The organism is Segatella copri, from assembly GCF_002224675.1.
In the GTDB taxonomy this organism is placed as follows: domain Bacteria; phylum Bacteroidota; class Bacteroidia; order Bacteroidales; family Bacteroidaceae; genus Prevotella; species Prevotella copri_U.
Genome location: NZ_NMPZ01000007.1, coordinates 136,773 through 157,897, shown reverse-complemented (window position 1 = coordinate 157,897; position 21,125 = coordinate 136,773). Strand labels below are relative to the sequence as shown.

Below are 21,125 nucleotides of genomic sequence, written 5' to 3'. Positions count from 1 at the left end.
CTGGAATTCATGATACTTCCATGATACTTTTTTGTAAACATATTCGGAAATCCCACTTTATAAGCCTTTATGTATCAACAACATGCCAGAAATCAATGATACTTTGATACTTTTTCGAGAAAAAACATTTATGTGCGCGAAAGAAAAGGAAAGAAGGAAGCAGGGATTATACAAGAAAAAAAGCAGCAATGGGCTATTACTCCATTACTGCTTATTTTATATTATTGTACAATCTTGAAGCGGATACGCAATGAGTGAGCGTGCTCATCCCAATTCGTACCGAGCAATACAAACTTGCCAATCTGAGCCGTTGAACGGACGTGCTTGCCAATACATGGACAAACATCATAATCGCCGATACGAACCAGACGCAAGGTTTCACTAGCATCATCAGGCAAACGATCGAGTTTCACCTCTGCTGGAATGTGGTCGCGATCCACAAACTCGTAAGTCACAGGCATATCAAGCTCTATCAGGCGATTCATCTCCGTCTCAATCTCCTTCTCCTCCTGGCGGGTAGGCTTGTGATCGACTACGAAGGTCATCTTACTCTTCTTGCGCTCAATATGTGCATTGCGGCTGCGCTCACAGCCAAACATGCGAACCATCAACTGGTTGAGCAGATGCTCAGCCGTATGAGCAGGAGGGAATTCCTCCTTATGATGCTCATTCAATATGATATCACTTTCCTCCATCTTAACATTGAATTTATAGATTCTTACTCCGTTAGCATCCATTGATATCGGGAATACGCCATTCCTCTTCAACTCTACCTTCTTCTTGCCTCCCGAGAACAATTCAGTTACCAGAACCTCCTCTTCCGTAATCTGGAAGAAATCAAAAGCATGACCAGGGATGCATACCTGCAGCTGGCGAGCCTCCTGGGCAAAGTTGAGCACGATGAGCATCACCTCATTATCCTTCTTGCGAAGGAAGGCAAAATTAGTACGTGGATCGAAGCCCTCTGAACCCGGATTCACATACATCAGGTCGAAGGTATCACCTTCGCGAAGCGCCTTCTCCTCATTGGCAAGACGGAGAAGCTGGCGATAGGTAGCAGCCAGATATTTCTGCTCTGCAGTATATGCTTCCTCCTCACCTTCCTGATAAGCATGGGTCAGGGTCTCCGGACTCCAGTAGTCGAATATCGTAGTACGGCCATCTCTGCCGCTGAATCCTTCCTTGTCCATACCCTTCTCGCCAAACTCCTGTCCGCTGTAGAGCATGAAAGGATTCTTCTGGAAGAAGAGACTCATGGCTGCTGCAGGAATCGCCTTCATGGCGCTGCCGCAGAAGAAGTCGCTGGCTATGCGCTGCTCATCATGGTTCTCCAGGAAGTAGAGCATGTGATCGCGGATGTCATCCACCACCTGCCACTCGTGAGTGATACTGGCTGCCGGACGCTCACCACGAATCACACCGCGAAGACAATCATACATGCCCACCTTATCGTAGAGATAATCGAATCCCGCCTTCACATAGTTGCGATACTGGTTAGGATCATACACCTCACCGATAACAATGATATGAGGAAACTTGGACTTCAGAATCGCCGTAGCGTATGACCAGAATGCCGTAGGCACCATCTCTGCCATGTCGCAGCGGAATCCATCTACACCCTTGCTTGCCCAGTAGAGCAGGATATCCGTCATCTTACCCCAGGTGCTTGGCACCGGCTCGTAGTGATAGCTTCTGCCACCTGCATCACAGTAATCCACACCATAGTTGAGCTTCACGGTCTCATACCAGTCGTTGCAACCCGGGCGGTTGTCGAAACGGTCATTTCCCGTAGCTCTTGCCGGACTCTCCTCGTATGGCTCATAGATTTTGGCATCCTTGGCATTATAAGCCTTGAACTCCGGTTTAGAGTAGCGAACTTCATTCAGGTCGAGATCGCCCCATGTATAATAGAAATTATTCTTCGTAGAGAAGTGCATATTGGTATCATCATCTTCTCCCAGATCCCGTACACCTGCCGGTTTGCAGATGGAATGATACTCACGAGCCACATGGTTCGGCACAAAGTCCATGATGACCTTCATACCAGCCTTGTGCGTACGCTCGATAAGAGTCTCCCACTCCTTCATTCTCAGGCTGACATTCACGGCCAAATCAGGGTCAATGTCATAATAGTCGGTAATGGCGTATGGCGATCCAGCCTTGCCCTTTACCACCTCAGCATGCTGAGTAGGAATACCATAAGATGAGTAGTTTGTCTGTGTAGCGTGACGAATCACACCTGTAAACCAGATATGAGTGAAACCCATGTCATGAATACGGGCCAACACCTCATCACTAAAGTTATTAAGCTTTCCGCAACCGTTTTCTTCAATGTTGCCATTCTCCTTACGGGTGGTATTCCTGTTACCAAACAATCGGGGGAGAACCTGGTAAATAACTATTTTTTCCTTCATTTAGCGGTCGTTACTTAAATGATAAAACGTTTTATCCTCCCGGCAACGCCTTTGCCGGAAAGATAAAACGCATGATTATTCTGATAGCTGATTATGCAATACCGTGATTACCTACAGTCTTGTCGATGCGGCCAATCATACCCTGCAAAGCCTTGCCAGGACCACACTCTGTGAAATCGTCAGCACCATCAGCAATCATAGCCTGAACAGAAGCTGTCCAGCGTACTGAACTTGTGAGCTGAGCAATGAGGTTCTGCTGAATCTCAGCTGGATCTGTATGAGGCTTGCCATCTACATTCTGATAAACAGGGCACTTAGGAGCTGAGAAAGCAGTCTTCTCGATAGCTGCCTGAAGTTCATCCTTTGCTGGCTGCATCAATGGAGAGTGGAAAGCACCACCTACCTTCAATGGCAGGGCACGCTTGGCACCGGCAGCCTTCAACTGCTCGCAGGCAGCATTGATAGCATCAACATTACCAGAGATAACGAGCTGACCAGGGCAGTTGTAGTTGGCAGCAACTACAACGTTGCCCTCTGTGCTAACCTGAGCGCAGATTTCCTCAACCTTCTCATCAGGCAAACCGATGATGGCAGCCATAGTTCCAGGATTAGCCTCGCAGGCCTTCTGCATAGCGTTGGCACGTGCAGCCACCAGCTTCAAGCCATCCTCGAAGGCCATAGCACCTGCAGCTACCAAGGCTGAGAACTCACCGAGAGAGTGACCAGCTACCATAGCAGGCTGGAACTCATCGCCCAGGCAAAGAGCAGAGATAACAGAGTGGAGGAATACTGCAGGCTGGGTAACCTTGGTTTCCTTCAACTGCTCGTCTGTACCAGCGAACATAATATCAGTAATCTTAAAGCCGAGAATTTCATCAGCCTTATCGAAAAGTTCTTTTGCCAATGCGTTGTTATCGTAGAGGTCCTTACCCATACCTACGAACTGAGAACCCTGACCAGGGAAAACAAATGCTTTCATTTTTATCTATTTTAAAAATTTATTATTAATTATTTCTTCTTTAGAAGCGAATTCCATGAATTCGGCTGCAAAGATACAATATTTTTCTGAGAATCGGGAGAGAATAAGCTAAAATAAAGTTATATATGTACTAAATTACCACTCTATTATACGATTTTACCCTGATATCGGAATACAGAAACAAAAAATCCCTAATGCCTTTCGGCAAAAGGGATCTTTATATTAATTTGCTTTACAGTGCGAAAATTTTCGTACTTGTGTCGATTTGAGATTATTTTTTTGAGGATTACTCAGCTGCTGGAGCCTCTTCCTCAGCTACAGCCTCAGCTGCAACCTCCTCAGCAGCAGGAGCTGCAACAGGAGCGTTCTCAGCAACAACGTTAACTGGAACCTTAACCTCAACCTCCTTGTGATAGTGTACAGTAGCCTCGTACTCGCCTACCTTCTTAGCATCCTTCATAGTGATGATCTTGCGATCAACCTCGATGCCCTTCTTAGCGAGCTCCTCAGCAACAGTTGCAGCATTAACTGAACCGTAGAGCTGACCAGTAGCACTAACCTTAGCAGCGATAGTAAGAACGATGCCATTGAGAGCCTCGCCCTTCTTAACAGCCTCAGCCTTGATAGCCTCAAGCTTGTGAGCCTGCTGCTTCAAATCCTCAGCCAACTGCTTCTTAGCAGATGGAGAAGCGATAACAGCCTTACCTGTAGGGATAAGGAAGTTACGACCATAACCACTCTTTACATTTACGATATCGTTCTTGTATCCAAGACCGATAATATCTTGCTTCAAAATAATTTCCATTCTTCTTCTCCTCCTTAAATTACTTCATCAAATCGGTTACGTAAGGAAGCAAAGCGATCTGGCGAGCACGCTTAACAGCCTGTGCCACGCGGCGCTGATACTTCAAAGATGTACCTGTGATACGACGTGGAAGGATCTTACCCTGCTCGTTCAAGAACTTCTTCAAGAACTCTGGGTCCTTATAGTCGATGTACTTAATACCGCTCTTCTTGAAACGGCAATACTTCTTCTTCTTTGTGTCGATAGAAGGAGCGGTCAAATAACGGATTTCTGATTTCTGATCTGCCATGATTAAGCCTCCTCTTTTTTACCAAGCTTTGCACGACGCTTCTCTGCGTAAGCGGCAGCATACTTGTCAAGTTTAACAGTCATGTAACGAATTACTTTCTCGTCGCGGCGATAAGCTGTCTCGAGCTTAGCGATAACAGTTGGCTCAGCCTTGAACTCAACCAAGCTGTAGAAGCCTGATGTCTTCTTCTCGATGTTGTAAGCCAACTTCTTCAAACCCCAAGCCTCTTTGTTCAGAATCTCAGCACCATTATCGGTGAGTACCTTCTCGAACTTAGCGACCGTTTCCTTCATCTGTTCATCAGACAAAACGGGAGTCAAAATGAAAACGGTTTCGTATTGATTCATACTACTTTTGTAAATAATTAAAAAATTAATATTAAAATTCTCTTGCGAAACATAGAAATGTGTGCGTAAACACACCCCATTTCACGAATTGCGGTGCAAAATTACAACTTTTTCTTGAATTAACCAAATATTTTTTGTACTTTTGCAGAAAATAATTGTTAATTGTACGAAAATATGGATAAAAGACTCAAAAAATCGCTTCATACCCTCCCTTCCATGGGTATGACCTTCATCGTTTTGGGCGTTCTGCTGCTTGCGGCCAGCTTCGCCTTCGCCATCAAGAACAACATCATGCTGTTTGCAGGTCTGTTCTTCATCCTGGCTGGCATTGCCGGATTTGTCTATTCGCTGAAGAAGGGATAAGAAACGGAACCTGTACATGATGGTCCAGATAAGGCGATTCAGAAATGAAAGAAAAAAAGGGATAGGTTTTCTGCAAACTTATCCCTTTTCTCTTTTTCCATAGATAGCTTTCTACTGCTTTATACAGTTTACAGCTTTTCTGTCAATCCATATTCCTAATCCATATCCGGAACGATGAGCTTGTAGCCCTTACCATGGATATTGATAATCTCAATCTGCGGATCTTCCTTCAGATGCTTGCGGAGTTTGGTGATATACACATCCATAGAGCGCGCATTGAAGTAGTTGTCATCAATCCAGATGGTCTTCAATGCGAAATCACGCTGAAGAATCTCGTTGGCATGAGCACAGAGAAGAGCAAGAAGCTCATTCTCCTTGGTTGTCAGCTTGGTCTGCTCATCACCGATGGTAAGCAGCTGCTTCTGCGTATCGAAGGTAAACTTACCGATGTGGTACATGGTAGATTCCTTAGTCTTCTTGCCACGTACACGGCGAAGGATAGCCTCTACACGGAACACCAGCTCCTCCATAGAGAAAGGCTTGGTGATATAATCGTCAGCACCTATCTTGAAGCCTTCCAGAATATCCTCCTTCAAAGTCTTGGCAGTAAGGAATACGATTGGCAGATCTGCCGTCTGCTGGCGAATCTCCTGAGCCAGGGTAAAGCCATCCTTCTTAGGCATCATCACATCGAGTACGGCAATATCATACTTGTTCTTGGTGAACTCCTTGAAGCCTGCCTCACCGTCAGGGCACAATGTTGTAGCAAAGCCCTTGGTCTGCAGATACTCACGAAGCAACATACCCAAATTCTCATCATCCTCGCAAAGCAGGATTTTTACTGTCTCTTCCATATTCTTATTATTTTTACTTGTTAATATTCTATTTATCATTGTCTTTTAATCATGTATCACCGGCAGCTTGATGGTAAAGGTAGTACCCTTGCCCAATTCGCTGTCAACCTTGATTTCTCCACCATGCAATTCCACGATTTTCCTCACATAGGCGAGACCGAGGCCGAAGCCCTTCACATCATGCACATTGCCCGTATGTACACGGTAGAACTTGTCGAAGATCTTCTTCAGGTTCTCCTTCTTCATACCCAAACCCGTATCATTGATAGAGAGATAGAGATGATGCTCATCATTCCATGTCTTCATCGTGACAAACAGAGGCTCTTCGGGTTTACGGTACTTCACGGCATTGTCCATCAGATTGAAAATCACATTCTGGAAATGCACCTCATCCACATAGAGCGTAGAGTCTATCGCCTCGATATCCACGTAAATCTTTCCTCCCGTATGCTCTACGCGGAGGGCGAAAGAGTGAGCCGCATTCTCAACGATTTCATTCAGATCGAGTTCCTTCTTCTTGAACACCGCCTTCTTGCGGTCAAACATACTCATCTGCAATACCTTTTCTACCAGGAAGCGGAGTCGCTTCGATTCATCATCTATCACACCACCCAGATGCTTCTGCATCTGCTCGCTCTTGGAAACCGATGGGTCGTTGAGCATCTGTGCCGCCAGACTGATGCTGGCAATAGGCGTCTTCAACTCATGGGTCATATTGTTGATGAAGTCATTCTTGATCTCCGTATATCGCTTCTGCCGGAAGATGACCACGATGGTGAAGATAAAGGTAATGAGCAATACCAGCGTAAAGATGACACTAGGAATCATGAAGCGCACACTGGAGAAGATGTAGCTGTTCATATCTGGGAAGTGAACCTTTACGACTCCCATCTTCGACTGCGGGTCGTTGCGGAAGAGTACCTGAGAATAGCTGTATTCCTCACCCTCGTCGGTATAATCCGGGCAACGGTACACCTCCCTGCCATCCTGGGTTGTTACCGTAAAGTGATAAGGGATATTGATTCCATTGTTCATCATCTCTGCCTTGAGATCCTGATCCAACTGCTTGAAGTTGATTCGTTCCTTCAATGGTTTATCGGATGCCGAGTAGAGAATGGAATAAACCACTTCGTCGAGCAACGCTTTCTGATACACATAGCGATTCTTCACAATCTCCTGCAAGGACTTCTGAGTCTCATTAAGCGAATTCTTGTCGCTGCGCAGAATCATCGCCTTCGGCTTGTTGGCAGGATTGGTTGCAATGGTCTTCAACTCGAAGGAAGAATAGACCGTACCATCCTTACCTACCACAGAATACTGATGAGAGTGCTGGATGGTTCCATCCAGCTGACCGCTGCGGGTTCCCACAGAATCCTTCTTACTAGCCTTGCGTTCAGTCTCATTGACATCCTTTTCAAGATAGCGCAAAGTTTCATTCAGCTCCAAGTTTCTTGAAGCTTGATATAGGGCTCTGTTGACCGACTCGTCAAACTGTTCCTTCTTCATGTTCACCATTTCCTGGATGTAACTGAGCTGCAGGAATAGCAGCGCAAGGAACGAAAAGCCCATAATAACGGCTATGGTCCAAATCGTTTTCTTTTTCATAGGGGCAAAGATAGGAAATTTCTTAATTGGTTAACACAAAACAGTTAATTATTTCACTTCAATTTGCTCAAATTAACAAAAACAAACGGTTATAATTGCATATATAAAAATAAAAGAGAGCCGACATATCACATGCAGGCTCCCCATTGGTCATATCAACATAAAATTTTAATTTATATAAGAGAGATAATTCGAAGTTATATTTCAAACAACATTTTTATCATAAAGATGAAATATCTTTTCTACTCTATTCAGTCTCCTTAGCCAGTTCAGCCTCATGATCGGCAATCAGCTTGCTCTGGATATCGGTAGGAACCAACTCGTAGCTGGCAAACTTGGTGGTGAACGAAGCACGACCACCGGTAAGCGAGCTGAGGGAGATAGAATAGTTGGCAAGCTCCTTGAGTGGAATCTTGGCACTCAACTTCTGGTAACCTGCCTCAGAATCCATACCCATGATAAGGGCACGGCGTCCCTGAAGATCACTCATCACATCACCCATATAGTCGGCTGGCACGTAAACCTCCAGGTCGTAGATAGGCTCCAGGATCTTTGGACCTGCCTGCTTGAAGGCATCGCTGAAAGCACGGCGGGCAGCCAGCATAAATGACAACTCATTGCTATCTACCGGGTGCATCTTGCCATCATATACGATAACTCGGACATCACGGGCGTAAGAACCTGTAAGAGGTCCATGCTCCATACAATCCATGATACCCTTCAGGATAGCCGGCATGAAACGGGCATCGATAGCTCCACCAACCACAGAGTTGAGGAATACCAACTTGCCACCCCACTCCAGGGAAACTTCTTCACGGCTCTTGATGTTCATCTTGAACTCCTGACCGTTGAAGGTGAATGATGTCGGATCTGGCATACCCTCTGCGTATGGCTCAACGATGAGGTGAACCTCACCAAACTGACCAGCACCACCACTCTGCTTCTTATGCCGATAGTCGGCACGAGCCTTCTTGGTAATGGTCTCACGATATGGGATGCGAGGCTCCTCGAAGACTACATTGAGCTTTTCGTTGTTCTCCAGACGCCACTTCAATGTACGGAGGTGGAACTCACCCTGACCGCGTACGATCACCTGGCGCAACTCCTTGCTCTGATCCACAACCCATGTTGGGTCTTCCTGACGCATCTTGAGAAGAGCAGCCATCAGCTTCTCTGTATCCTGAGCATTGACAGCCTTGATGGCACGAGAGTACTTAGGATTAGGATACTTGATGAAATCGAAGCGCCACTCAGCACCCTTTCCATTCAAGGTATTGCCCGTCTTCACGTCCTTCATCTTCACGGTACAACCGATATCACCGGCATTCAACTGATCTACAGGCACACGGTTGGCACCCGCACAGGCATAAATCTGTCCGATACGCTCCTTGGAACCACGGTCAGAATTGGTCAGGTCATCACCACTCTTGATAGAACCACTCATCACCTTGAAGTAACTTACCTCACCGATATGTGGTTCCAAGCCTGTCTTGAAGAAGTAAACACTCTCAGGACCATTGGTATCAGGAGTAATTTCCTCACCACGGGTATTATGCACCTTAGGCATTTCGCTTACAAAAGGAACAACGTTGCCCAAGAACTCCATCAGGCGGTGAACGCCCATAGACTTGCCTGCGCAAACGCAGAATACAGGGAAGATGCTGCGGGTTACCAATCCCTTGCGGATGCCCTCACGGAGTTCATCCTCTGTCAAGCTTTCACTCTCGAAGAATTTCTCCATCAAGCCTTCGTCGTTTTCGGCAGCAGCCTCAACGAGTGCAGTATGAAGTTCCATCGCCTTGTCCATTTCCTCCTCAGGAATATCCTCGATGATAGGAGCACCGCCTTCTGGTTTCCAGGAATATTTTTTCATCAATAACACGTCAATGAGAGCATTGAAGCCAGGACCTGTCTCGATAGGATATTGTATCTGCACACACTTAGAACCATAAATGTCCTTCATGGTGGCAATGAGGTTGTCAAAATCGCACTTGTCTGAGTCAAGCTGGTTAACGAGGAAAATAACAGGCTTGTTCAACTTCTCGGTATAACGGAAGTTGTTCTGGGTGCCTACCTCTGGACCATACTGACCATTGATAAGGATAACTGCCTGATCGGTAACATTGAGTGATGTAATGGCACCACCTACGAAATCATCGCTACCAGGGCAATCTATAATGTTAAGCTTCTTATTGTTCCACTCCACATGAAAAACGGTAGGGAACACTGAGTAGCCATACTCCAACTCTACTGGGAAGTAGTCGCTCACCGTATTCTTCGCTTCTACAGAGCCTCTACGCTTGATAACGCCTGCTTCAAATAACATACTCTCGGCAAGTGTAGTCTTGCCGCTACCCGCACTGCCCAGCAATGCAATGTTTTTAATCTCATTAGTCTGATATACTCTCATGACGCTTATAGATTTTTAAGGGTTATACTTAAAATTGCTAGTTATTCGACAGTCCAATCATACGATTTTTCTGTTTCGTGCTACTAAATTACACATTTTTCGGCAATCCTGCAAATTTTTTCACAAAAAACTTGCTCTAAATTAAATTATATTAGTAATTTTGCATCTTGTTAAGACATACTTCTAGGCTTATACCTTATTATATATAGAAAAAGATAAGACTAAAGCCAGAAATGCCGATTAGGAATTCAGACTTAAAAAAAACATGGCAGGACTATACATACATATCCCATTCTGTGAGAGCCGCTGCATCTACTGCGGTTTCTACAGCACCACATCCCTCAGCATGCGGGATGATTACGTTGATGCTCTGTGCAAGGAAATGAAGATGCGCCCCTTCAAAACGGCAACTGATTACGATTACAGTTTAAGAACCATCTACCTGGGGGGTGGAACTCCCAGCCAGCTTACCCACGATCAGCTCATCCACCTTTTCGAAGGTATCAAGAAGGCTTATTTTCCTCCGAACCATTCGGAAGAAGAATTCTCAAAAATGGAAATCACGATGGAATGCAACCCCGATGATGTCTCAGAAGAATTCTGCAAGACTCTCCTGCAGCTGCCCGTAAACAGGGTAAGCATGGGAGCACAGACTTTCTCAGACCATCGCCTGGGCTTTCTTCACCGCCGCCACAAGGCTGCAGATGTCAAGGCTGCCATCAAAAGGTTGCGTGGCATCGACATCCACAACATCAGCATCGACCTGATGTTCGGATTTCCTGGCGAAACTCTGGAAGACTGGAAAAAAGACATTGATGAAGCCATCAAACTGGGGGTAGAACACATCTCTGCCTACAGCTTGATGTACGAAGAAGGAACGACTCTCTACAGAATGCTGGAACGGGGAAAGATTGAGGAAATCGATGAGGAAACCAGCCGACAGATGTATGAGCTACTCATCACCCAACTCACCTCTGCCGGTTACGAGCATTACGAAATCAGCAACTTTGCCAAGCCAGGCTACCGATCACGCCACAACAGCAGCTATTGGCATGAAGTGCCCTATATCGGAATAGGTGCAGCCGCCCACTCCTACAGACGAGAGACTAAAATAGGTGAAGAAAACAAGATTGAAGCCACCAGAAGCTGGAATGTGGACAATATCAGGGAATACATCGCTTCCATCCAAAAGGGAGAATTGCCTAGTGAAACCGAATCCCTGGATCTTTCTACAAGATACAATGACCTTATCACCACGGCATTACGGACAAGCGATGGTATTGATATAGAAAAGATGGAAAAGGAGTTTGGTGACCAATTAGCTTCACAGATGATGCAGGAAGCTGAGAAGCATATTCATAGAGGACTCATGAAGATAAGCAACGGGAAGCTATCACTTACCCATGAAGGTCTCTATATATCAGATGACATCATGAGCGACTTTATGATCGTATAAAAATACATCATCACATAAAAAAATGGAGCCTTAATTCCAAGGCTCCATTTTATCCAGACCATATTTCTTATATCTTTCGTAGTAATACTGTTTAATTTGATCAATTGCCTGAATGGTTGACTTCTTTTTCTGAAAAAAAGGCTTTACCATCTGCAAAAGAACAAACAGTACCACCACTATCAATAAAATAATGGCCCAAGACAACACCTCACTCTTCAGATTGACATGAGGCTGAATGAGAATACCTGCAGCCACGGGAAGGATATAACACACCCAATCCATAGGCGTATCCAATTTGGTTGACTCCAAGTATTCCTGCCGCAGGTTGCCAGGAGCATTCAAAAGCATTCTCTTGCTGTGTGCGCTCCAATACTCTTCAAATTCTTTTTCCATTAACTTTTATTACTCCTCTTATTTAGGTACCAGTCTAATAGGCTATCTACAGACATCACCTATTCTCTTATACTCTTATTTATTATAACAATTTACTATTGTAGTCTTGCATTTCATGCAATTCGTCGACAAAGATACTACATTTATCTGTAATCCGCAAATATTTATCTTCAAACATCAGTTTCTTAACTATATTTCACTAAAATATTTTTTTAAAGCCGTTTTTAAAACAAGATACGCTATTTAGTATCGAAAAAAAAAAGACTACAGCCAAAAAGAAAAGCATATTCCCCCTGTACACACCAAATAAAAGGGCAATACTCATAGAAGCATTGCCCTTTTTAAATACTATGTATTTATTATTTGATGTATTTTTTATCTCTCACCCAATGGAGTATAATCCAACTCACCCAAAATATTCTTGTAAGCAGGACGGATGATGCGGCGACCCTCGAAGTTGAGTTCTTCGATGCGATGGGCAGTCCAACCCACGATACGCGCCATAGCAAAAATAGGGGTATAAATCTCCTGTGGAAGACCAATCATCTCATAGATGAAACCGCTATAGAAGTCGAGGTTGGCACAGGCTGGCTTGCTGCCGCCACGATGCTCCTGCAGGCACTTGATACCCTCCTGCTCGATAAGCTTCAGGAAGTTGTACTCATCCTCCCTACCCTTCTCCTTGGCAAGCTCGCCAGCCAGTCGCTTCAGCTCTACGGCACGAGGATCGCTCAAGGTATAAACCGCATGGCCGATACCGTAGATAAGCCCCGTCTTATCATAAGCCTCCTTGTTGAGCATGCGCTTCAGATAGATATCGAGTTCATTTACATTGGTCCAATCCTTGATAGCCTCCTTCAGATGATGGAACATGTTGATAACCTTGATGTTGGCACCACCATGAAGAGGACCCTTCAAGCTACCGATACCGGCAGCAATAGAGCTGTAGGTATCCGTGCGGGTAGAAGAGGTGACACGCACCGTGAAGGTAGAGTTGTTACCACCACCATGCTCTGCCTGAATGATGAGGAGCAGATCGAGCATACGCGCATCCAGCTCAGAGTAGTTCTCGTGCTTCATCATATAGAGGAAGTTCTCTGCGATAGAGAGATTCTCGCGTGGATGGCGAATGTGCAAGCTTCTGCCCTGCACAGAGTGACGATAGATGTTGTATGCATAGGCGATGATGGTTGGGAACTTTGCAATCAGCTCCACACTCTGACGCATCAGGTTGTCGCGGCTGATATCGTCAGGGTTCGGATCGAAGGTGTACATTTCGAGCACGCAACGAGCCAGGATGTTCATGATGTTAGAACCCTCCAGTTCGATGATGTGAGTAATGGTGCGGTGGTCGAGCGGCATGTTGTCGTTGAGGAGTTCCTTGAAAGCCTCCAGCTCCTCCTTATCCGGCAGCTGACCGGAAAGGAGCAGGAAGGCAACCTCCTCGAAACCGAATCGCTTCTCCTTCAAGAGAGGAGTAACGAGGTCGTCAAGCTCGTAGCCACGATAATAGAGCTTACCCTCGGTAGGCTTCAGCTTGCCATTCTCATCGCGCTCGTAACCCACAACGTTACCGATGTTGGTCAATCCTACCAGCACACCAGAGCCATCCTCATTACGAAGTCCACGCTTTACATTGAACTTGGTGAATGCATCCTTATCTATCTTGCATGAGTTCTTTACCTCATCGCTTAATTTATATATCAAATATTCTTTATTCATAACTGTTACTTTTTAGCTGCAAAGTTCAATGCAGAACCAGCCTTGAACCATGCAATCTGTGTATCATTATAAGTATGCTCTACCTCGAAACTATCCTCAGAGCCATCCTTGTGCTTCAAGGTGACGGTGAGTTTAGAACCTGGAGCAAACTCCTTCAAACCGGTGAGTGAGATGCGGTCGTCTTCCTGTACCTTATTATAATCATCCTTATTGCAGAATGTAAGGGCGAGCATACCCTGCTTCTTCAGGTTGGTTTCGTGGATACGGGCGAAACTCTTGGCAAGAATCACCTTCACGTTCAGGAAACGAGGCTCCATGGCTGCATGCTCACGAGATGAACCTTCACCGTAGTTATCCTCAGCCACCACGATGCTGCTGATGCCCTGCGCCTTGTAAGCCTTGGCTGCGGTAGAAACCTCCACATACTTGCCATCCAACTGGTTCTTCACCTTGTTGCTCTCGCCATTGAAGGCGTTGACGGCACCCATCAGCAGGTTATCAGAGATATTCTGAAGATGTCCGCGGAACTTCAACCATGGACCAGCCATTGAGATATGGTCGGTGGTACACTTGCCCTCGGTCTTGATGAGAAGAGGCATATCTACCAGGTCCTTTCCATCCCAAGGAGCGAATGGAGCCAATTTCTGCAGGCGGTTGCTATCTGGAGCAATTACCACCTCAATGTTAGCATTTGCTTCGCTAGGAGCGATGAAGCCCTTGTCTTCTACGGCAAATCCCTTAGGAGGGAAGGTGAAACCTGCAGGCGCATCGAGCTTCACGCTGTTGCCATCCTTATCTGATAAGGTATCGGTGGCAGGATTGAAATCCAGGCGGCCGGCAATGGTGAGTGCCACGGTGAGCTCAGGGCTACCGATGAAGGCAAATGTATTAGGGTTGCCATCAGCACGACGGCGGAAGTTTCTATTGAAAGAGGTGACGATGGCATTCTTGCGGGTGTTATCGTCGGTATGACGCTTCCACTGTCCGATGCAAGGACCGCAGGCGTTGGTCATGATCAGGGCTCCAATCTTCTTGAAGTCATCGAGGATTCCATCACGCTCGGCAGTATAGCGAATCTGCTCAGAACCAGGGTTAATGATGAGCTGACCCTTTACCTGGATGCCCTTCTCGTAAGCCTGGCGAGCCACACTTGCCGCACGGGCCAAGTCCTGATAGGAAGAGTTGGTACAGCTACCTACCAATCCTACTTCTACCACCATAGGATAATCGTTGGCAGGACCCTTCGCCTTCATGTGAGAGATAGGGGTTGCCGCATCTGGAGTAAACGGACCGTTGAGATGTGGTTCCACCTTAGAGAGGTCGATTTCTACAATCTGGTCGTAGAAGGCAGATGGATTGGCAAGCACCTCATCATCAGCACGAAGCTCGGCTACATTCTTCTGGGCAAGGGAAGCAATCTCCTCACGACCCGTCTTGCGGAGATATTCGCTGGCATTCTGGTCGAATGGGAAGATGGAGCAGGTAGCACCCAGCTCTGCACCCATATTACAGATGGTAGCCTTACCGGTAGTAGAAATGCTATCCAGACCATCTCCGAAGTATTCAAGAATGGCATTGGTTCCACCCTTTACGGTGAGGATACCCAGGATTTCAAGAATCACATCCTTAGGAGTAGCCCAGCCAGAGAGCTTACCCGTGAGATGCACACCGATGAGGCGAGGCATCTTGAGTTCCCAAGGCTGACCAGTGAGCACATCCACGGCATCGGCACCACCAACGCCCACGGCTACCATACCGAGACCGCCGGCATTTGGAGTATGGGAATCTGTACCCACCATCATACCGCCTGGGAAGGCATAGTTCTCAAGCACCACCTGGTGGATGATACCAGCACCTGGTCCCCAGAATCCTATATGATATTTCTGAGATACCGACTTCAAGAAATCATATACCTCCTTGTTGGTCTTACATGCTTCAGGAAGGTCTTGAGTAGCACCCACGTCTGCACGAATCAAGTGATCGCAATGTACTGAAGCAGGAACTGCCACTTTATCCTTACCTGCGTTCATAAACTGCAAGAGCGCCATCTGAGCGGTAGCATCCTGCATCGCCACGCGGTTAGGTCGGAAATCCACATATTCTATACCTCTTTTATATGGGCGCAACTCAGCAGGGTCGAAAAGATGCGCAAAGAGCACCTTCTCGGCATAAGTGAGAGGTCGTTTCACAGTAGCCTTAGCCTGTTTTACACTTTCCGAATACGAAGCATAAAAGCTTCTCAGCATTTCAATGTCCAGTATCATCTTATTCACTAATTATTTGATTAACTATACATTCGTGTGCGCACACCATACAACAGCATAATACGCACTACCGAACTTTTTTGTTTGCAAATATACGACTTTTTCTGCAAATAGTAGCACATTTTATCGAAAATTTATCATTTTGCTAGTATTTTTCTTGATTCTTGATGAATTTGTTGCATATTTATACGAAAGTTTGCTGTTTTTCCACTATAAATAAAGAATTCAAAGTAAAAACATCAGAAAAGCAAGAAAACAATAGTAAAAGCATCAGAAAATCAGAAAACAATCGCAGAAGAAAAAGAAAAACGGTAAAACATTTGGCGCTATACACATTATTTATTATCTTTGCAGATGTTATGAGAATAGACATTATTACAGTATTACCAGAGATGCTGGAGGGATTCTTCAACGAATCTATCCTGGCACGTGCGCAGAAGAAGGGCCTCGCAGAGATCCATCTCCACAACTTGCGCGACTATACATTAGATAAATGGAAACGAGTGGACGACTATCCATACGGAGGAAGCGCCGGAATGGTGATGCAATGCGAACCAATAGACCGATGCATCACTGCCCTGAAGGCAGAGCGTGACTACGATGACGTCATCTATGTATCTCCGGATGGCGAGACCTTCAACCAGAAGATAGCCAACGAAATGTCGCTGGGTGGAAACCTCATCATCCTCTGCGGTCACTACAAGGGAATCGACCAGCGCGTGCGCGATCATCTTATTACCAGAGAAATCAGCGTAGGTGATTATGTGCTCACTGGTGGCGAACTGGCTGCAGCAATTATTTCAGATGCGGTAATCCGACTCGTACCAGGAGTCATCAGCGATGAGCAGAGTGCCCTCTCCGACTGCTTCCAAGACGACATTCTGTCAGCTCCTATCTACACCCGCCCTTCAGACTACAAGGGTTGGAAGGTTCCAGAAATCCTACTTAGCGGCAACGAAGCAAAAATCCGCCAGTGGGAATTTGACCAGGCAATGGAACGAACCAAGCGATTAAGACCCGACTTGCTTAAAGAATAATAGGCTAATAGGCTGAAGCCAATCTGCAGGATGGGCATATATAAAAGATAAGCACATATATTAAGGGGAGTATATATAAGGTGAACATATATACAAGAATAGCCTGTTCTCAAAACACGACTTTTTGTTTTGAGAACAGGCTGTTTTATAATGAGAATTTCAAACTAGGAATCTATGACGCAAACTTCATCATAGGAATTTCTCACAAAACTTTTCTCCCAGCATAAATCCTTCTTCATAGAGACGCTCTAATTTATCCGTATCCTTTTCTATGCGCCCTACTTCCATTGGACGAATCGGACGAATACAAGTGATTTTGCCAGCAGCCTCCAAATCATCAATCAGTTGAATCTGCTCATTATAAGCCTTATGCCGATGACTCAAGACCACACGCAGGCGCGGATAGTTCTTATATAAATAAGGTAGCTTTCTATCTTTGCCAGTATCTCTCCAACCTTTGTTGCGGGTCAAGACAACCACATTGTGTTCATAACCTTTGTCTATAGCTCTCATCACGGGAATACTGTCTGATATTCCACCATCGAGCATTGGGATACCATCCACATCCACGATTTTACTCACGTATGGCAAACTGCTGGAAGCACGCACAATATCAAGGGCACGCTGCCGATCATGATTTTCCGAAAGATACATAGGCTTGCCCGTAAGACAATTCGTGGTAACCATCTCGAATCGGTTGGCATATTTAAAATAGGTATCAAAATCGTAAGGAAGCAACAGATTCGGAAACTTATCGTAGAGCAACTCACGGTCGAAAATACACCCTTGCGTTACCAGATGTCGGATGCCGATATACTGATACCTCGCCAAATAATCGATATTTGAGATACGGGCACGACGCGGCTGGCGACTGATGTACGACATACCATTACATGCACCTGCCGACACCGCCACCGTATATGGGAAATAAACATCATGCTTCATAAAAGCATCAAGCACGCCACTGGTAAAGACGCCACGCATACCTCCACCTTCCAAGACCAAACCAGTTTTTTCCAAATTCAACTTCATAACCTTTATTCTTCCACTGTTTTTTGATTGCATTACACTAATCAAGATTCATACTCTTACAGATTATCACTCTCTGCATTACTAACGATTTGCACTCTGAGAAAACTCATTTTCTTACATTTTGTCCCTCAAAAAGAGCATTTTTATATTAATTATTTATAAATTCGCTAGTTTTTTCTATTTTTGATTGCAAAGATAATACATTTTTGCGAAATAATTGCTAACTTTGCAGCAAAATAAAGTAAAATTCTAAAAATATGTTTAGCAAGGACACTTATATCAGCCGCAGACAAGAGCTTAAGAAGCTCGTCAAAAGCGGCGTCATCATTCTTTTCGGAAACAACAATTCACCTTGTAATTTCCCTAATAACGGATATTACCCATTCCGCCAGGACTCAACATTCCTGTACTATTTCGGTTTGCAGCGAGACGGTTTGGTTGGTGTAATTGACATAGATAACGACATCGAAACTTTAATCGGTGATGATATCGACTTGGTAGATATCGTATGGTACGGAAGCGTAGATAGCGTCCACAATCTCGCAGAGCAGGTGGGCGTACATAATTCTGCACCAATGAAGAGTCTGAAGACCATCTGCAATGATGCTATGGCGAAGAAACGCAAGATTCACTTCTTGCCACCTTACCGCTATGATATCAAGCTTCAGGTATTTGACCTCCTCGGAATTCATCCAAACCAGCAGAAAGAGGAAGCCAGCATGGATCTCATCAAGGCGGTTGTCAAGATGCGTTCTACCAAGACTCCTGAGGAAATTGAAGAACTGGAACGTGCTTCTGTTATCGGATATAAGATGCACACCACTGCTATGAAGCTCGTCCGCCCAGGAATCACAGAAAAATATGTAGCAGGACAGGTAAGCGGAATTGCTCACTCTTATGGAGCAATGGTTAGTTTCCCTACTATCTTCAGCCAGCATGGAGAGATTCAGCATGGTTATCCATCTATGAATCTGCTCGAGGAAGGAAGACTGGCACTTTGTGATGCAGGTGCAGAGACTATGAACAATTACTGTTCAGACCATACTCGTACAATGCCTGTCAGCGGTAAGTTCAGCCAGCGCCAGCTGGAAATCTACTCTATCGTAGAGGCTTGTCACGACTACGCTCTGGAAGTTGCAAAGCCAGGTATGAAGTGGGCTGATGTCCACTTTGCCGTATGCCGCTTGCTCTTCGACCGTATGAAAGAGTTAGGTCTTGCCAAAGGTGATACAGAAGAGGCTGTACGTGCTGGTGCCCACGCTATGTTCCTGCCTCACGGATTGGGACACATGATGGGTATGGATGTTCACGACATGGAGAACCTCGACCAGATAAACGTTGGCTTTGATGATGAAGTTCGCCCTAACCTGGAACAGTTTGGTACAAACTGCCTGCGTATGGGCCGTCGCCTTGAAGAAGGCTTCGTAGTAACAGATGAGCCAGGTGTTTACTTCATTCCTGCCCTCATCGATGACTGGAAGGCTTCAGGTCATTGTGCTGAGTTCCTCAACTTCGATAAGATTGAGACCTACAAAGACTTCGGAGGCATCCGTATCGAGGATGATGTACTCATCACCAAGGATGGTTGCCGATTCCTCGGAACCGACCGTATACCTTACCATCCAAAGGATGTAGAGGACTATATGGCTGCCCACAGAGGAGAGATTCTTTAAATAGAAAAATCCATTCAAGCAAACGAACAAAGAACCCTCAAGCCTATAAAACTTGAGGATTCTTCATAGAGAGATATAAGTATAGAATAACATTATTAATTTAAGAGAAAAATTTCATGAAGAAATCAATGATCGTTGCAGCTATGTTGGCCATGGTTGCCACTGGCGCAAATGCGAAATCAGCAACAGATTCTGCTACCATCGCAAAGAACAAGCCTGTATTCACTGTAGTGAAGCAGAATCCTATTACAAGCATCAAGGACCAGAACCGCAGCGGTACGTGCTGGGCTTACTCTACACTCAGCTACTTCGAAAGCGAGATTCTGAAGCATACAGGTAAAACCTACGACCTCAGCGAGATGTTCGTAGCTAACAAGACTTATATGGACCGTGCCACTATGGCAGTGAGAATGCACGGTGACGTAAGCTTCTCTCAGGGCGGTAGCGCATACGATGTACTTTATGCTTTGCAGCACTACGGAATCGTACCGGAGGGCGCAATGCCAGCTCCTGGTACTTTGACAGGCGACTCACTCGCTAACTTCGGTGAGTTCTTCGATGTAATGACTCCATACGTAGAGGCTGTAGCTAAGAGCAACGCTAAGAAGATTTCTTCTGCCTGGAAGAGCGGTCTTCAGGGTATCATCGACTCATATATCGGTAAGACTCCTGAGAAGTTCACATATCAGGGCAAGCAGTACACTCCACAGTCATTCTGCCAGAGCCTCGGCTTGAACCTCGATGATTATGTTACCATCACCAGCTACACTCACCACCCAATGTGGAGCAAGTTTGCTGTTGAGGTACAGGATAACTGGCGTTGGCCTTTAAGCTACAACGTACCAATGGATGACCTTTGCAAGATCATCGACAACGCTATCAACAACGGCTACACAGTAGCTTGGGGTGGCGACGTAACAGAGGACGGTTTCACTCGTAAGGGTCTCGGTATCGCATACGACGTCAAGAAGGTTCGTTCTATGGCAGGTACAGACGCAGACCACTGGTTCAAACTCTCTAAGGACGAGAAGAAGGAGAAGTTCGATTCACTTGGTGTAAACGCACCAGAAGTTGTTCCTACCCAGGCTATGCGCCAGGAAGCTTTCGACAACTGGGAGACTACCGATGACCATGGTATGCACATCTATGGTATCGCTAAGGACCAGAACGGCAAGGAGTACTATATGGTAAAGAACTCTTGGGGTGAGTATGGTGACTACAAGGGAACATGGTATATGACCAAGGCTTTCGTAGCTTACAAGACAATGGACTTTATGGTAAACAAGAATGCCATTCCTAAGGATATCCGCAAGAAGCTCGGCATCTAATTTATTCAAAATAAACAGAACCAAAGGCAGCAAACAGTAGAGTTTGCTGCCTTTTTGTTTACCTGCAAGTATTATTTTTACTTAAATCTAGGTATTTTTAAATAAAATACTTCATAAACATTTTCGATTGTCACTTTATTTTCGTAACTTTGGG

17 protein-coding genes are annotated in these 21,125 nt (G+C 45.5%); 5 read left to right on the top strand and 12 right to left on the bottom strand.

Going from position 1 to position 21,125, the window contains the following annotated elements:
* Positions 1-221: 221 nt before the first annotated feature.
* The 5 genes from CFT61_RS06160 to rpsF form a co-directional block, all read right to left on the bottom strand.
* Positions 222-2,414, bottom strand: a complete 2,193-nt coding sequence (locus CFT61_RS06160; protein ID WP_089543581.1) for an alpha-amylase family glycosyl hydrolase — start codon at positions 2,412-2,414, stop codon at positions 222-224.
* Between the two features lie 91 nt (positions 2,415-2,505).
* Positions 2,506-3,393 (bottom strand): ACP S-malonyltransferase, encoded by an 888-nt coding sequence (gene fabD / locus CFT61_RS06155; protein ID WP_089543580.1) that lies wholly within the window; start codon positions 3,391-3,393, stop codon positions 2,506-2,508.
* 286 nt (positions 3,394-3,679) lie between these two features.
* Positions 3,680-4,198 (bottom strand): 50S ribosomal protein L9, encoded by a 519-nt coding sequence (rplI, locus tag CFT61_RS06150; protein ID WP_089543579.1) that lies wholly within the window; start codon positions 4,196-4,198, stop codon positions 3,680-3,682.
* Between the two features lie 19 nt (positions 4,199-4,217).
* Positions 4,218-4,487, bottom strand: a complete 270-nt coding sequence (gene rpsR, locus CFT61_RS06145; protein ID WP_006847399.1) for a 30S ribosomal protein S18 — start codon at positions 4,485-4,487, stop codon at positions 4,218-4,220.
* 2 nt (positions 4,488-4,489) lie between these two features.
* Positions 4,490-4,834, bottom strand: a complete 345-nt coding sequence (rpsF, locus tag CFT61_RS06140) for a 30S ribosomal protein S6 (RefSeq protein WP_006847398.1) — start codon at positions 4,832-4,834, stop codon at positions 4,490-4,492.
* A gap of 174 nt (positions 4,835-5,008) precedes the next feature.
* Here rpsF and CFT61_RS06135 point away from each other — a divergent pair, with 174 nt between their 5' ends.
* Entirely contained in the window at positions 5,009-5,197 is a 189-nt protein-coding gene (locus CFT61_RS06135) for a hypothetical protein (protein ID WP_089543578.1), read from the top strand.
* Between the two features lie 155 nt (positions 5,198-5,352).
* Here the strand turns inward: CFT61_RS06135 and rprY are convergent, their stop codons facing one another.
* From rprY to CFT61_RS06120, 3 genes are all read right to left on the bottom strand, one after another.
* Positions 5,353-6,051, bottom strand: a complete 699-nt coding sequence (rprY, locus tag CFT61_RS06130) for a response regulator transcription factor RprY (protein WP_089543577.1) — start codon at positions 6,049-6,051, stop codon at positions 5,353-5,355.
* A gap of 45 nt (positions 6,052-6,096) precedes the next feature.
* The gene (locus CFT61_RS06125) at positions 6,097-7,656 is read right to left on the bottom strand and encodes a sensor histidine kinase (RefSeq protein ID WP_089543576.1); all 1,560 of its coding nucleotides are present in this window, start codon (positions 7,654-7,656) and stop codon (positions 6,097-6,099) included.
* Between the two features lie 247 nt (positions 7,657-7,903).
* A complete protein-coding gene (locus CFT61_RS06120) occupies positions 7,904-10,066 on the bottom strand; it encodes an elongation factor G (RefSeq protein WP_089543575.1) in 2,163 nt (720 codons plus the stop codon).
* Positions 10,067-10,331: 265 nt separating this feature from the next.
* On the opposite strand from CFT61_RS06120, the gene hemW reads away from it, so the two are divergent.
* The gene (gene hemW, locus CFT61_RS06115; RefSeq protein ID WP_089543574.1) at positions 10,332-11,522 is read left to right on the top strand and encodes a radical SAM family heme chaperone HemW; all 1,191 of its coding nucleotides are present in this window, start codon (positions 10,332-10,334) and stop codon (positions 11,520-11,522) included.
* A 30-nt stretch (positions 11,523-11,552) separates the two neighbouring features.
* Here hemW and CFT61_RS06110 read toward each other — a convergent pair whose 3' ends face one another.
* The 3 genes from CFT61_RS06110 to CFT61_RS06100 form a co-directional block, all read right to left on the bottom strand.
* On the bottom strand, positions 11,553-11,915 hold the full coding sequence (locus tag CFT61_RS06110; RefSeq protein WP_089543573.1) for a hypothetical protein: 363 nt from the start codon (positions 11,913-11,915) through the stop codon (positions 11,553-11,555).
* Between the two features lie 375 nt (positions 11,916-12,290).
* Positions 12,291-13,637, bottom strand: coding sequence for a citrate/2-methylcitrate synthase (locus CFT61_RS06105; RefSeq protein WP_089543572.1), 1,347 nt, complete (start codon positions 13,635-13,637; stop codon positions 12,291-12,293).
* A gap of 5 nt (positions 13,638-13,642) precedes the next feature.
* Positions 13,643-15,901 carry an aconitate hydratase gene (locus CFT61_RS06100; protein WP_089543571.1) on the bottom strand — a complete coding sequence of 753 codons (2,259 nt, stop codon included), beginning with the start codon at positions 15,899-15,901 and terminating at the stop codon, positions 13,643-13,645.
* A 359-nt stretch (positions 15,902-16,260) separates the two neighbouring features.
* Here CFT61_RS06100 and trmD point away from each other — a divergent pair, with 359 nt between their 5' ends.
* A complete protein-coding gene (gene trmD, locus CFT61_RS06095; protein ID WP_089543570.1) occupies positions 16,261-16,938 on the top strand; it encodes a tRNA (guanosine(37)-N1)-methyltransferase TrmD in 678 nt (225 codons plus the stop codon).
* 189 nt (positions 16,939-17,127) lie between these two features.
* On the opposite strand, the gene CFT61_RS06090 is transcribed toward trmD, so the two are convergent.
* Positions 17,128-17,970, bottom strand: coding sequence for a patatin-like phospholipase family protein (locus CFT61_RS06090; RefSeq protein WP_089543569.1), 843 nt, complete (start codon positions 17,968-17,970; stop codon positions 17,128-17,130).
* A 257-nt stretch (positions 17,971-18,227) separates the two neighbouring features.
* On the opposite strand from CFT61_RS06090, the gene CFT61_RS06085 reads away from it, so the two are divergent.
* Together CFT61_RS06085 and CFT61_RS06080 are read left to right on the top strand one after the other, a co-directional pair.
* Entirely contained in the window at positions 18,228-19,643 is a 1,416-nt protein-coding gene (locus tag CFT61_RS06085) for an aminopeptidase P family protein (protein ID WP_089543568.1), read from the top strand.
* 116 nt (positions 19,644-19,759) lie between these two features.
* The gene (locus CFT61_RS06080) at positions 19,760-20,971 is read left to right on the top strand and encodes an aminopeptidase C (protein WP_089543567.1); all 1,212 of its coding nucleotides are present in this window, start codon (positions 19,760-19,762) and stop codon (positions 20,969-20,971) included.
* The last annotated feature ends 154 nt before the right edge of the window (positions 20,972-21,125 follow it).